A 13,571-nucleotide genomic window follows, 5' to 3' on the forward strand; every position below is an offset into this window, starting at 1 on the left:
AACGGGCGCGGCCGGGTGGTCCTACGTAGGACCACCCGGCCGCGCCCGGTACCGCTGGCTACAGCGGGATGTTGCCGTGCACGTTCTTGTCCGGGCGGGCGGCCGCCAGCGCCTCCGCGAGCGCGGTGGCCACGGCCCCGCGGGTCTCGGCGGGAGCGACGACCGCGTCCACCACGCCGAGCTCGACCGCGCGCTCCACACCGCCGACGGTGCGGACATGCTCCTCGGCCAGCTCGGCCATCACGTCCGGGCGGCGCTGCGCGGGCACCTCGGCGAGCCGGCGGCGGTGCAGGATGCCGACCGCGGCCTCGGCGCCCATGACCGCGAGCTGGGCGGTCGGCCAGGCGTAGACGGCGGTCGCGCCCAGGCAGCGGGCGTTCATCGCGATGTACGCGCCGCCGTAGGCCTTGCGGGTCACCACGGTGACCCGGGGGACGGTGCACTCGGAGAAGGCGTAGAGCAGCTTCGCCCCCCGGCGGACCACACCCTCCCACTCCTGGCCGACACCCGGCAGGTAGCCGGGAACGTCGACCAGCACCACCAGTGGAATCCCGAAGGAGTCACACATGCGCACGAAGCGGGACGCCTTCTCCGCCGAGAGGGCGTCGAGGCAGCCGCCGCGGCGCAGCGGGTTGTTGGCGACCACGCCCACCGTCCGGCCGCCGAGACGGCCGAGAGCGGTCACGATGTTGCGGGCCCACTTGGGGTGCAGCTCCACGACCTCGTCGTCGAGCAGGCCGGCGACCAGCGGGCGCACGTCGTACGCGCGCCGCGGGTTCTCCGGCAGCAGCTGGCCGAGGTCCCGCTCGGGGACGGGGCCGATCGAGCCCTGGTCGGCGAGCAGCGCGGTGATGGCACGGGTCTGCTCGAAGGCGGCGTCGTCGGTGTCGCAGGCGAGGTGGACGACACCGCTGCGGGTCGAGTGCACCTCGGGCCCGCCGAGGCTGTCCCCGGTGCACTCCTCACCGGTCACCGAGCGGACCACGTCGGGGCCGGTGACGAACACCTTCGCGTCCGGGCCGGTGATGACCAGGTCGGTCAGCGCCGGGCCGTACGCGGCGCCGCCGGCAGCAGCACCCAGGACGAGGGAGAGCTGGGGCACCTGCCCGGAGGCGCGGACCGTCGCGGCGAACACGCGGCCGACCCCGTCGAGCGAGGCCACGCCCTCCTGCAGCCGTGCGCCGCCGGAGTGCCAGATGCCGATGACCGGACAGCCCATCCGGACCGCCGACTCGATCGCGTGCACGATGCGTGCGCAGCCGTCCCGGCCCATCGCGCCGCCCTGGACCGTCGGGTCGGTGGCGAAGGCGACGACCTCGTTGCCGGCAACGAGCCCCTGCCCGGCGACCACGCCGGAGCCGTCGGCCGCGGCGAACAGGGACAGGGAGTCCGGGTCGAAGAAGCGGCTCAGCCGCGCCACGGGCGTGCGTGGGTCGGTGCGATCGATGGTGGACAGACTCACCGTAGGTCTCCTCGGTTGAGCGGTAACAGTCTGCTCCTGCGCAGATGGCGGTAACGCAGAAGCCCGCCGTGAGCTCTCATGAGCATGGACGTCGATTACTGCCCGGGCCGAACATTGTCGTGCCGCGTTCCCAGGTGTGCCGCCGCCGTCGCGGCGGCACAGTGCCCTGGGAAGCGTCTGTCTCCTAGACCGTGAAGGCGAGGCAGACGTCGTGCCCGCCGAACCCAAACGAGTTCGAAAGGCCCGCGCCCGCGCCCAGCTTCCGGTTGTCGATACGCACGACGTCGAGAGCGATCTCGTCGTCGAGCGCGTCAAGGTTGCGCGTCGCCGGAACGACACGCTCGCGCAGCGAGAGAAGCGTGACCACTGCCTCCAGCGCGCCGGCCGCGCCGAGCAGATGGCCTGTCATCGACTTGGTCGAGGTGACCGCGATCGAATCGAGGGCGTCACCCAGTGCCAGCCGCAGACCCACCGACTCGGCGACGTCTCCGGTCGGTGTCGACGTCGCGTGCGCGTTGATGTGGATCACATCATCGGCCTCCAGAGAGGCCGAGCGCAACGCGGCGCGGACCGCGCGGGCCGCACCCGCACCGGTCGGGTCGGTCGCCGCCACATGGTAGGCGTCCGAGCTGATGCCGGCACCGGCAAGGATGCCGTGCACCCGGGCGCCCCGGGCCTGCGCGTGCTCCGCCGACTCCAGCACCACGATGGCGGCGCCCTCGCCGAGGACGAAACCGTCCCGGCCCTTGTCGAACGGCCGCGACGCGGTCTCTGGCGCGTCGTTGCGCCGGGAGAGGGCCTGCATCTGGGCGAAACCGGCGATCGGCAGGGCGGCGATCGCCGCCTCCGTGCCACCGGCGATGACGATGTCCGCCCGGCCGGCGCGGATGATGTCCAGCGCCAGCGCGATCGCCTCCGACCCGGAGGCGCAGGCGCTGACCGGTGCGTGCACACCGGCCTTGGCGCCGAACGCCAGGCCGACCGTGCTCGCCGGGCCGTTCGGCATCAGCATCGGGACCACGTGCGGCGAGACCCGCCGCGGCCCGCGCTCCCGCAGCACGTCGTGCTGTTGCAGCAGGGTCTGCACCCCGCCGATCCCCGAGGCGACGCAGACCGCGAGCCGCTCGGCGTCGACATCCGGGGTACCCGCGTCAGCCCACGCCTCCCGTGCGGCGACCAGAGCCATCTGCTGGCTGCGGTCGAGGGTTCTCGCCTCGACCCGGCCCAGCGGAGGCTCGACCGCCAGCGGGGCGGCGATGTGGACGGGGAGCTGCTCGACCCAGTCCTCGGTCAGGCGACGTGCGCCGGAGCGGCCGGAGAGCAGCCCCTCCCACGTGGACGGCACGTCGCCGCCGAGGGGAGTGGTAGCCCCGAGGCCGGTGACGACGACCTGCCTGGGGGAGGCCGTCACGCGGCGACACCCGCCCGCTGGATGTAGGAGACGGCGTCGCCGACGGTCTTGAGGGTCTTGACGTCCTCGTCCGGGATCTTCACACCGAACTTCTCCTCGGCGGCCACCACGACCTCGACCATGGACAGCGAGTCGACGTCCAGGTCGTCGATGAAGGTCTTGTCCGCGGTGACGTCGGCCGGGTCGACGCCGGCAACCTCCTCGAGGATGGCGGCGAGGCCGGCGAGGATATCGGCTTGCGACATGGGGGTTCCTCCTGTGCAGGATGCGGGGTCAGCGTCCCGGCTGGGCYGGTAGCTGGGGCGGGGCGGATGGCCCGCTGGGGGCCGGTCCGGACTGTCGTGGTGCAGGAGCATGGCACCGTCCGGCCGCCATGCTGATGCGGGTGCCGGGGATCCCGGTACCAGGGATCCAGGCGGGGGTCCGGGTGCTCAGGGGCAACGGACCACCTGCCCGCAGTAGGTGAGGCCGGCGCCGAACCCGAAGAGCAGCACCGGGTCGCCCGACACCACCTCACCGGCTTCCATCATCCGGTCGAGTGCGAGCGGAATGCTGGCGGCGGACGTGTTGCCGGAGTCCACCACATCGCGGGCGATCGGGATGCCGGGCACGCCGAGGCCGCCGGYGAGCGCCTCGACAATACGCAGGTTTGCCTGGTGCGGCACGATCGCGGCCAGCTCGGTCGGCTCGACACCGGCCCGCTCGCAGACCGTCCGCAGGGTGGGGACGAGGGAGATCGCCCAGCGGAACACTGCCGGGCCCTCCATCCGGAAGGCGTTGTCGCCTCGCCCGGGTACCTGGATGGCCTCCGGCCGGGAGCCGTCGTGACCCCAGACCGCGGGGCCGATCCCACTCTCCGCGGGGCCGACGACCACCGCGCCCGCGCCGTCGGCGAGCAGGACGCAGGTGGAGCGGTCGCTCCAGTCGGTGTAGTCGGAGAGCCGCTCGGTCGCGACGACCAGCGCGTGCCGCACGCTGCCGGCGCGGACCATGTCGGCCGCGGTGGCGACGGCGTAGCAGAAGCCGGCGCAGCCGCCGTTGATGTCGAAGGTGCCGGCGGTGGACGCCCCCAGCCGCGCGGCGATCTGCGGGGCGGTGCCCGGGATCTGTGACGGCGCGGTGCAGGTGGCGCCGATGACCGCGTCGACGTCGGTGGCGGTGAGCCCGGCGGAGGCCAGGGCCTTCTCCGCCGCGCTGGTCCCCATCGCGACGGTGGACTCCTCCTCGTCGGCGATGCGCCGCGTCACGATGCCGGTCCGGGTGCGGATCCAGGAGTCGGACGTGTCGACCACGCCGATGAGCTCCTCGTTGGTGACCAGCCGGGCCGGGCGGTAGGTACCGAGGCCGAGCAGGCCCGCGCCAGCAGGGCTCATGAGGCCGCCCCGACGAGCGCGGCCGCCTGGGCCGGCACGGCCGGCGGCGGCAGGTACTCGGCGACGAGGGCGCGCGCCGCGTCGAGGTCGTCCGGGGTCTTCACGGCGACGATCTTCGTGCCGCGCAGCTCGCGGCGGGCGATGCCGGCCAGTGTGCCCGCCGGCGGAAGCTCGATGACCGCGGTCACGCCGGCCTCTCGCATGGCGGCGAGGCACAGGTCCCAACGGACCGGGGCGGCGACCTGGGTGACGAGCCGGGCGACGAGGTCCGCGCCGTCGTGGACGAGCGCGCCGTCGGCGTTGGAGAGCTGACCCAGCGCCGGGGTGCCCGGCACGATCCCGCCGGCGACGGCACGCAGCGCGTCACCGGCCGGGGCCATGTGACGGGTGTGGAAGGCGCCGGCGACCGACAGCGGGCGCAGCTTCGCACCGGCGGGAGGTGCCTCGGCCAGCTTCGCGAGGTCGTCGAGGGTGCCGGCGGCGACGATCTGGCCGGCGCCGTTGCGGTTCGCCGCGGTCAGCCCCAGCGCCTCCAGCGCGGCAGTGGCCTCCTCCGGGTCGCCGCCGAGCAGGGCGGTCATACCGGTGGGGGTGACGGCCGCCGCCTGGGCCATCGCCCGGCCGCGCAGGCCGACGAACAGCAACGCCGCCTCCGGAGTGAGCGAGCCGGTGATCGCCGCGGCCGTGATCTCGCCGACGCTGTGGCCGGCGAGCACCGCGCGCGCACCGGAACCGGTGGCGGGGGTGATCGGCAGCAGGCCGAGCTGCTCGGCGGCCAGCAGGCCGGTCGCGACGATCAGTGGCTGGGCGACGGCGGTGTCCCGGATCGTCTCCGCGGGTGCCTCRCAGCCGAGGTCGATGAGGTCCAGGCCGACGGCGGTCGACCACCACCGCAGCCGGGACTCGACGCCGTCGAGCTCCAGCCACGGACGTAGCTGTCCGGGCGTCTGGGCACCCTGTCCCGGTGCGAGGATCGCGAGCACGTCTCCACCTAACCCCGTGCGGCTGGTCGTTGTCGCTGGCGCTGAGTCACCGATGTCTCGACGGCTCGTTGTCGATGCCCTACAAAAGGCTGGCGCCGACGGTACGTTAGTCCCCCGGCGGGTCACCTGGTTGAAATGTGGTGACTGGACGGTAAATCTGCTTGGTGTGACCGTTCTCGCACCGCGAGCGAGGGCCTGCCGGGGGACTTACGGACGGGGTTCGGGTCCGGATCGATCTGTAGGTTGCGCACCGTCCAAACGGCCGAGTACCAGGGCGATGTGCAGGATGAATCGCTCCCGGTGATCGGCGGGGTCGAGCCCGCAGACGTCGGCGGCCTTGCGTAGCCGGTAACGCACCGTGTTGGGATGAAGGTAGAGCGCCCGGGCGGTCGCCTCCAGCGACGCGCCGAAGTCGAGATAGGCACCCGCGGTCTCCAACAGCGGGCTCCCCGCGTTGCGCAGTGGCAGGTAGACCTTGTTGATCAGGCTCTGCCGCGCGTCCGCGTCCCCGGCGAGGGCCAGCTCCGGCAGCAGCGCGCTGGCCGGCACCGGGCGAGGTGCGGCCGGCCAGGCACCCACCACGTCGGCGGCGGCGAGGGCGGCGCGGGCGCTGCGTGGCGCGCCGGTGAGATCCGCCGCGATCGGCCCGACGACGACCGGCCCGGGCCCGCAGGACGGCAGCAGGGCGCGGGCGGCGTCCAGTGCCGTCTCGGCGCTGCCCGCGGGAGGTACGCCGCCCGCGGCCGGCCCACTGCCCGCGGCGCCGGCCACCGGCGAGGCGCCCGCGGCCCCGGTCACCGGTGGGTCGCTGTCCGCCGGGCCGAAGGCTCCGCCGACGACCATCACGAGCCGGTCGTGGTGGACGCCGGCCAGGACCTCCAGTCCGGCGGCGCGGGCGCAGCGGTGCACCTCGTCGACAGCGGCCTCCGGTGAGGTCGGCGGTGCCGACCCGACGACGACGGTGACCGCCGGCGGGTTGCGCCAGCCGACCGCCGCCGCGCGTGACGGCAGCCCGCGGTCGACCTCGCCGCRCACCACGTGGTCGACCACCAGGGCCTCCAGCCGGGCGTCCCAGGCGCCCCGCTCCTCGGCTGCCCGCGCGTACACGACCGCGCCGGCGAACGCGATGTCCCGGGAGTAGCGAAGGACGTCCGCGAGCAGGCGCTGCTCGTGCTCCGGGCCGGCGAGGGTGGGTACCTCGTCCTCGATGGCCTCGACAGCGACCCGCACGAGGTCGACGAGACGGCGGAAGGTGACCGCGCGGACAAGTTCGCGCGGGGCCACCCGGAACACGTCACCGGACAGCTCGCGGGCGTGCTGGGGGCGCCGGCACCACTCGACGAAGGAGGAGATGCCGGCCTGGACGACGAGCTGGATGTCGGCCCGGTGCCGTGCGGACATTCCCGGATACCAGGGGAGGACCTCGGTCATCCGGGTGGCGGCCCGCGTGGCGAGCCGGCCGCTGGCCAGCTCGACCCGACGCATCACCTCGTCGGTGGTGCCGAGAGCTGGTTCGGCTCCCGGGCCGGCAGCGGGCTCGGCACCGGCCGGACCGGCCGGACCGGTCTGACCGGTTGGACCGGCGTCCCCGGCGCTCCCCCGGGGGCCGTCGTCGGCGCCGGCCGGGTGGCCCGGCGCGGTTCCCCTGCCACGGGACGGCGAGGACGGGACCGGAGTGGAGGAGGAGAAGGAGGCCGCGGTGGCCGGGGAGAGCGACGGCGGCAGCGGTGGGTGGTCGGGTGGCGCTCCGCTGGCCCGATTGGCCGCCCCTACCTCGTCATCCGCCACGGGATCCAGGATGTCACGGCCTCAGAGCTGGTTCCGGTAGGTGGCTGCCCAGTCATGGACCCGGGCCACGTAGGCCCGGGTCTCGTGGAAGTCCGGGATGCCGCCGGYGGTGCGGACGGCCTGCGGCCCGGCGTTGTAGGCGGCGAGAATCAGGGAGATGCGGTCGCCGGGCAGGTCGGCCAGCGAGCTGGCAAGGTGTGCCTCGTACTGCGCGGCGGACGGGATGGCGTCCCTCGGCTCCAGCGGGTCGGCCCGGCCGTCATCGTTTCCATCGACGCCGAACTGCGCCCAGGTGGTGGGAAGGAACTGCATCAGCCCGCGGGCGCCCGCGGGGGAGACGGCGGACGGGTCGAAGCCGCTCTCGACCCGGGCCTGGGCGGCGAGCTGTGCCGCGCTGAGCACGCCGTAGGCCGCGGCCGCCGCCTGGAACAGTGGTACGAGCTCGTCCGGGACGTCCGCGAACGCCCTGTCGAAGATGTGCGAGCACCCGGAGATCAGGCCGAGGACGCAGACCAGGGCCAGGATCGCCGGGACGGGCGCACGCCGGGTCACGCGAGCAGCCGTGCCCGCAGGGAGCGCAGGTCGTCGGCGGAGACGCCCGCGGACCGTGCCCAGGCCGCCGGACTCCCCCAGATCCGGTCCACGCCGTCCAGGAACCCGTGCATGACCTCCCGGCGGCAGAGCATCCTGTCCACCGTGAGCGGGTTGTTCGGCCGGTTGTAGGAGGGGAGGCGGACCAACCGGGCGTCGACCCGGGCGATGCGTTCGTTGGTGAGGGCGTAGTCGTCGACGATCTCCTCCCGGCCGACCCCGACGATGCCCAGAACGAGCGCGGCGAGCACTCCGGTGCGGTCCTTGCCGGCGGCGCAGTGGAACAGCGCCGGCCCGGTCTCCGGCTGGGCGAGCAGGTGGACGGCCCGGCCGGCCGCGTCACCGGCGAGCCGGAGGTAGTCCAGGTAGTGCTCGACCCGGTCACGCGACTCCAGGTCCGTCACGATCGTCGGGTAGCGCGGGTCGTCCGGCATGATCCACTGTGCCGCGGGGAGAAACGACAGGTTGTGGTAGTCGACCGTCTGCTGCTCCAGCGGCCCGCGGCCCTCCCGTCCCGCCTCCTCCTCGGCCCGCAGGTCGAGGACGGTGCGCAGCCCGAAGGTCTCGCACAGCCGGGTGACATCCGCCGCGGTGAGCTCCTGCAGCGTGTCGCTGCGCAGCAGCACGCCATGCCGCGTCAGCCTGCCGTCGGCCGTGGGGATGCCGCCCAGGTCACGGGTGTTGTCGGTGCCTGCGAGGTCGAACCAGCGGTGCACCTGCCGATCATAGGTCCGGGCGCTGGGGCCTCGGTTCGGGTTCGCGCATTCTGGGTGTGACGACCGGCGGGCGGGGGGCGTCGGCCCCCGACCGGTCGATCGGGCGGGCCGGCACACCGGCCACGACGAGCCCGGGGGCGACGTCGCCGGTGACGACCGCGCCGGCGCCCACCACCGCGCCGGCGCCGATCCGGGTGCTGCGGACGACACTCGCCTGCATGCCCACCCAGGCCCCCTGCCCGACCTCGACGGCGCCGCCGATCCGGGCTCCGGGGGCGACTGTCGCGTAGTCGCCGAGACGGCAGTCGTGGGCCACCCCCGCACCGATGTTCACCAGCACGTGCCGGCCCGTCTCGATGTTGGTGGTGAGGCTCGCGAGCGCGCAGACGACGGTGCCCGGCCCGAGCTTGACGTCCCCGCCGAGGTAGGCGCGGGGATGCACGAGCGTCGCCGGGCGGCGCCCGTACGCGCTGGCGTAGCGGTCGATCCGTTCCCGGGAGGCGGCGGCGCCGACCCCGATCAGGTAGTCGGCCTCCAGGCCGGCGAGCAGATCGAGGCCGCCGAGCACGGCGGATCCGCGCCGGGCCAGGGGTTCGGGATCGACCTGCCCGTCGTCGAGGAAGCCCAGGAAGCGGTAGGYGTCTCCGCCGGCGGCGGCATTGATCGCCTCCACGAGGTCCAGGAGCTCGCGGCCATGACCGCCGGCTCCCACGATGACGAGCTGGCGTCGGTCGGCTGGCACCGGGCGACCGTAGAGCGACGACCCTCCCCGTTCAATCGGACACTCTGAGTAGTTGCGATGGGTGACCGGCGAGGCGGGTCGGGCCGTCGACGCACGCCGCTGACTCCCACTGGTCATCCGGCACGCACGTCGTCCGCCACCGGGCCGCCCTGGCTCGGCACGACGGGCGCGGGCACGGCGGGCACGGCAGGCGTGGCGGGCACGACCGGCACGGCCGGCGCCGGCGGGGCGGACCGGGTCAGCCGGTGCAGCGCCGTGCGGATCACCGTCGGTTCGGCGTACGGGTCGAGGGCACGGGCGGCCACCGGGTCCAGCGGGGGCACCGGGACCTGGGAGATCAGCGGGTGTCGCGGCCGGGTGTCGAGCTCGTCCGCGCCGAGGAGCACCTCGTGCAGCTTCTCGCCGGCGCCGAGCCCGGTGTAGACGATGTCGACCGGTGTGGGCGCCCGTGCCGCGAGACGCCGGGCGACATCCGCGATGCGCACCGGTTCGCCCATGTCGAGGACGAGTGCCTCACCGGCGGAGCCGAGCGCCCCGGCCTGCAGGACGAGCTGCACCGCCTCCTGGATGGTCATGAAGTAGCGGGTGACCCGTGGGTCGGTGACAGTGAGTGGCCCGCCGGYGGCCAGCTGCCCGGCGAAGACCGTCAGCACCGAGCCGTTGCTGCCGAGCACGTTGCCGAAACGGACGCTGACCAGCACACCGGGTGCGGTGGCGGCGACGTGGGCGGTGAGCCGCTCGGTGATCCGCTTCGAGTAGCCGAGCACACTGCCCGGATTGGCGGCCTTGTCGGTGGAGATGTTGACGAGCCGCCCCACCCCGCAGGCGACCGCGGCCTCCAGGACGTTCAGTGTTCCCCACAGGTTCGTCTTCACGGACTCGCCGGGGAAGCGCTCCAACAGCGGCAGGTGCTTGAGCGCGGCGGCGTGGAACACCACCTCCGGCCGGCGCTGCGCGAACAGCTCGGCCATCGCCCGGGCGTCGCGGATGTCGGCGAGCACGATCGTGTCGTCGTCGAGCATCGCCCGGCCGTGCAGGGAGAGCTGGACGGCCCGCAGCGCGGACTCGTCCCGGTCGAGCATGATCAGCTCCGCCGGGCCGAAGGAGTGGATCTGCCGGCACAGCTCGGAGCCGATCGAGCCACCCGCACCGGTCACCAGGATCCGGCGGCCGGCCAGGTAGACCCGGGCGGCTGTCATGTCGGTCCGTACCTGGCGGCGTCCGAGCAGGTCGGCAAGGTCGAGGTCACGGATGTCGGCGACCCCGACGGTCCCGTCGACGAGATCCATGACCCGGGGGAGCACCTTCACGGCGAGCCCGGCGGGTTCGGCGAGCGCGCTGATCTCGCGGAGCAGTGCGCCGTCCGCGCTGGGGATGGCGACCAGCAACGTGCGCGCGCCGGTCGACGCCGCGGCGGCCGCGATGGCGTTCCGGCCGCCGCGGACCCGGACCCCGGACAGCTGCAGATTCCAGGTGTCCGGGTCGTCGTCGAGCAGCGCGACCGGCAGGTAGGGGCTGTCCGGGGTACGCAGCATCGCACTGATCACCCGCTGCCCGCCGTCGCCGGCCCCGAACACGATCAGTGGCTCGGCGGCATCCAGGGTCGGGCGGCGCAGCCGCTCCTCGAGCAGCCGCCACAGGTAGCGGATGCCGAACATCAGGACCAGGGTGACCGCGCCGCCCAGYGGCGGCACGCTGAGCGGCACCGTCCGCGGCTGGCCGAAGGCCAGGATGACGACGAGTACGCCGGCGACGGTGACGACAACCGAGATGAGAATGCCCAGAACCTCGTCGAAGCCGCCGAACCGGTAACGCCCCAGGTAAAGGTGCAGCGCCGTGCCCGAGAAGTGCAGCAGGCATACGGCGAGAAACAGAATGACCCAGAATCCCGGGTCGGCGAGTGCGTCCGGATCGAAGTCGAACCGCCCGACCTGCGCCGCGATGAGCCCGAATGCCAGCGCGCAGACGTCCAGGGTGATCTGCAGTCCGACCCGCTGGCGGAGATTGAGCCGCGACACGCGCTGTGCGACCGCTGTCGTCCGCAGACCGTGACGCGGCCCGTCTACTCTACGTCTCCACATGAGTCCAGAGAGTAATTGACACTGTGAGTAAATGACCGACTACGAATACGGTACGTTGTGTATGTCGAGTGTCACGGTGAGTGGTCGGGAGAAGGTCCCGGGAGGGTGGTCGGCGAGTGGAACTGCGCGACTACGTGCGCGTCCTGCGTCGAAGCTGGTTGTTGGTGCTGACCTGTGCGCTGCTGGGTGGTCTCCTCGCGGCGACGGCGAGCTGGCGGCAGACGAAGATCTACGCCGCGTCCGTCACGATGCTTGTGTCCGCCTCGGACGACGACACCGATGGCGCGGCCTCGGCGTATCAGGGCGRCCTGCTGTCCCAGCAGAGGGTGAAGTCCTACGCAAGCCTGGTGGCGAGCGAGCGCGTGGCGGCCGCCGTGATCGACCAGCTGGACCTGGACGAGAACCCGACGGCGCTGCGTGGCCGGATCGAGGCACAGGCGGTGCCGGACACGGTCCTGCTGCGCGCGGTCGTGCGCGACTCCGACCCGCGGCGCGCCCAGGAGATCGCCGACGGGATCGGCGAGGTCTTCTCCAGCGCCGTCGACCGGATCGAGCGGCCGGCCGAGGACGAGCCGCCGTCGGTACGCGTGCGGGTCTGGGAGAACGCCAAGCTGCCGACCGAGCCGATCTCGCCGCAGCCCGTCCRCAACATCGTGCTCGGCGTCCTGCTCGGCCTGCTGATGAGCATCGCCGCCGCCTTCGTCCGCTACCGGCTCGACACCAGCGTCGGCGGTGACGCCGACGCGAGCAGCGTCACCGGTCTCGCGACCATCGGCGTGATCGCCTACGATTCCGACGCCGGGCGGCGCCCGCTGATCGTTCACCTCAGCTCGCACTCGCGGCGCGCCGAGGCGTTCCGACAGCTTCGCACCAATCTTCAGTTCGTGGATGTGGACGGCGGCCCGCGCTCGATCCTCGTCACCAGCTCGGTGTCGGAGGAGGGCAAGACCACCACCGTCTGCAACCTCGCCATCACCCTCGCCCAGGGCGGTGCCCGGGTCTGCCTGGTCGAGGGCGACCTGCGGCGGCCCTCCTTCGGCGACTACCTGGGGATCGAGTCCGCGGCCGGGCTGACCTCGGTGCTCATCGGTGYCGCCGACCTGGACGACGTCCTCCAGCCCTGGGGGGAGGGCCGGGTCGGTGACGGGCGGATCGAGATCCTGCCGAGCGGTCCCGTCCCGCCGAACCCCAGCGAGCTGCTCGGGTCGCGCCACATGGCCGAGCTGCTCCAGGTGCTCGACAGCCGGTTCGACATCGTCCTCGTCGACACGCCGCCGCTGCTGCCGGTGACCGACGCCGCCGTTCTGGCGACCCGGGTGGATGGAGTACTGCTCGTCGCGCGTTCCGGGCGGACCCGGCGTGAGCAGCTGCGCCGTGCCGCCGAGAGCCTGCGGGCCGTGGACGCCAAGCTGCTCGGGACCGTCCTCACCATGATGCCGACAAAGGGTGCGAACGCTCACTACTACGGCAAGGACGGCACCTACGCCCCGCACCCGCGGCACACGCGGTCGCAGCGCCCAGGCTCGGCGCAGCCGGCGGCGAGCGACCGGGGCCTGCGCCCCGTCGCCGGCCGCGGTGCAGCCGGGTCCGGGGTCGGGAAGGAGGAGGCGAAGGCCGGCAGCACCCGCCCCGCCGCGGCCGGCACGCCGCCCCGCGCCAGGGACGATTCCACCCCGGCCAACGGAACGCCGGTCACCACCCGGCCGGTCGCCACGACCTCCGCCGCCGCCGGCTCGGCGGCCGGCTCCGGCTCGGCCGCGGGCCCGGCGGCGGGCTCGGGCGCCGGTACCGCGTCCGGCGGGAGCTCGGCATCCGACGCGCGGGCCTCGAAGCCGACGGCCGCCTCGCGTAAGGCGGCGACCCGGGGCGCCGCGGAGGCGGGCGGCCGGCTGGCCGGCAGTAACGGCGCGCGGCCGCGGCCGGTCAACAGCCCGGTGGACCGGACACCGGACACCGGGCGCAAGGCTGCTGCGACTGCCCGCGGCGGGAGCACTGCCGTGCCGCCGCCGACGGTTCCCGGCGCGGCCGGTGCAGGCGGTGCGAGCGGTGCAAGCGGTGTAAGTGGTGCGGGCAGTGCGGGTCGTGGAGGCAGCGCGGGTCGTGGAGGCAGCGCGGCCGGCAAGGATCTGGAACGCACCGGGGACCTGCCGGTCATCGGGATCGCCTCCCAGCGGCAACCGGATGATCCGACGGCCCCGTTGAGCTACAACGCGGCTGATCACCCGGACCGTCCCGCGGGCCGGTGACGGAGCGGCCGACGGGGGGAACGGGCGTTGATCGCAGTGTTCCGGTGCAGCCGGCCGGAGCGCCGCACGGCGAGGCGTCGCCGGCCGGGAAACTGCCAACCCAGGCGCGTCCGGGCCAGGATCCGCCGGCCGGGGAACAGAAAGCGACCGGGGGGCAGCGTGTCCGGCTGCCTGGGCG

11 protein-coding genes are annotated in these 13,571 nt (G+C 73.6%); 1 reads left to right on the forward strand and 10 read right to left on the reverse strand.

Features of this window, described 5'->3' with window-relative positions; genetic code table 11:
• Positions 1-58: 58 nt before the first annotated feature.
• The 10 genes from CC117_RS05215 to CC117_RS05260 form a co-directional block, all read right to left on the reverse strand.
• Positions 59-1,462, reverse strand: coding sequence for an acyl-CoA carboxylase subunit beta (locus CC117_RS05215; protein WP_071082597.1), 1,404 nt, complete (start codon positions 1,460-1,462; stop codon positions 59-61).
• 184 nt (positions 1,463-1,646) lie between these two features.
• Positions 1,647-2,873 carry a beta-ketoacyl-ACP synthase II gene (gene fabF, locus CC117_RS05220; RefSeq protein WP_071082598.1) on the reverse strand — a complete coding sequence of 409 codons (1,227 nt, stop codon included), beginning with the start codon at positions 2,871-2,873 and terminating at the stop codon, positions 1,647-1,649.
• Positions 2,870-3,118, reverse strand: a complete 249-nt coding sequence (locus CC117_RS05225) for an acyl carrier protein (RefSeq protein WP_018636883.1) — start codon at positions 3,116-3,118, stop codon at positions 2,870-2,872. The genes fabF and CC117_RS05225 overlap by 4 nt, the downstream gene beginning before the upstream one ends.
• A gap of 186 nt (positions 3,119-3,304) precedes the next feature.
• Positions 3,305-4,246: a beta-ketoacyl-ACP synthase III gene (locus tag CC117_RS05230; RefSeq protein WP_071082599.1), complete on the reverse strand. Its 942-nt coding sequence runs from the start codon at positions 4,244-4,246 to the stop codon at positions 3,305-3,307.
• The gene (locus CC117_RS05235; protein ID WP_071082600.1) at positions 4,243-5,229 is read right to left on the reverse strand and encodes an ACP S-malonyltransferase; all 987 of its coding nucleotides are present in this window, start codon (positions 5,227-5,229) and stop codon (positions 4,243-4,245) included. The genes CC117_RS05230 and CC117_RS05235 overlap by 4 nt, the downstream gene beginning before the upstream one ends.
• A 207-nt stretch (positions 5,230-5,436) precedes the next feature.
• Positions 5,437-7,017, reverse strand: coding sequence for a PucR family transcriptional regulator (locus tag CC117_RS05240; RefSeq protein ID WP_071082601.1), 1,581 nt, complete (start codon positions 7,015-7,017; stop codon positions 5,437-5,439).
• A gap of 21 nt (positions 7,018-7,038) precedes the next feature.
• Positions 7,039-7,569: a transglycosylase SLT domain-containing protein gene (locus CC117_RS05245; RefSeq protein ID WP_071082602.1), complete on the reverse strand. Its 531-nt coding sequence runs from the start codon at positions 7,567-7,569 to the stop codon at positions 7,039-7,041.
• The gene (locus CC117_RS05250; protein ID WP_071082603.1) at positions 7,566-8,324 is read right to left on the reverse strand and encodes a tyrosine-protein phosphatase; all 759 of its coding nucleotides are present in this window, start codon (positions 8,322-8,324) and stop codon (positions 7,566-7,568) included. Before CC117_RS05250 ends, CC117_RS05245 begins: the two co-directional genes overlap by 4 nt.
• Positions 8,325-8,331: 7 nt before the next feature.
• Positions 8,332-9,066, reverse strand: a complete 735-nt coding sequence (locus CC117_RS05255) for a NeuD/PglB/VioB family sugar acetyltransferase (protein WP_071082604.1) — start codon at positions 9,064-9,066, stop codon at positions 8,332-8,334.
• Between the two features lie 113 nt (positions 9,067-9,179).
• Complete coding sequence (locus CC117_RS05260; protein WP_116287700.1) at positions 9,180-11,147, reverse strand: nucleoside-diphosphate sugar epimerase/dehydratase; 1,968 nt, start codon at positions 11,145-11,147, stop codon at positions 9,180-9,182.
• A 116-nt stretch (positions 11,148-11,263) separates the two neighbouring features.
• Between CC117_RS05260 and CC117_RS05265 the strand changes: the two genes are divergently transcribed.
• The gene (locus CC117_RS05265) at positions 11,264-13,393 is read left to right on the forward strand and encodes a polysaccharide biosynthesis tyrosine autokinase (protein WP_071082606.1); all 2,130 of its coding nucleotides are present in this window, start codon (positions 11,264-11,266) and stop codon (positions 13,391-13,393) included.
• The last annotated feature ends 178 nt before the right edge of the window (positions 13,394-13,571 follow it).

It is taken from the genome of Parafrankia colletiae, assembly GCF_001854655.1.
Classification (GTDB): domain Bacteria; phylum Actinomycetota; class Actinomycetes; order Frankiales; family Frankiaceae; genus Parafrankia; species Parafrankia colletiae.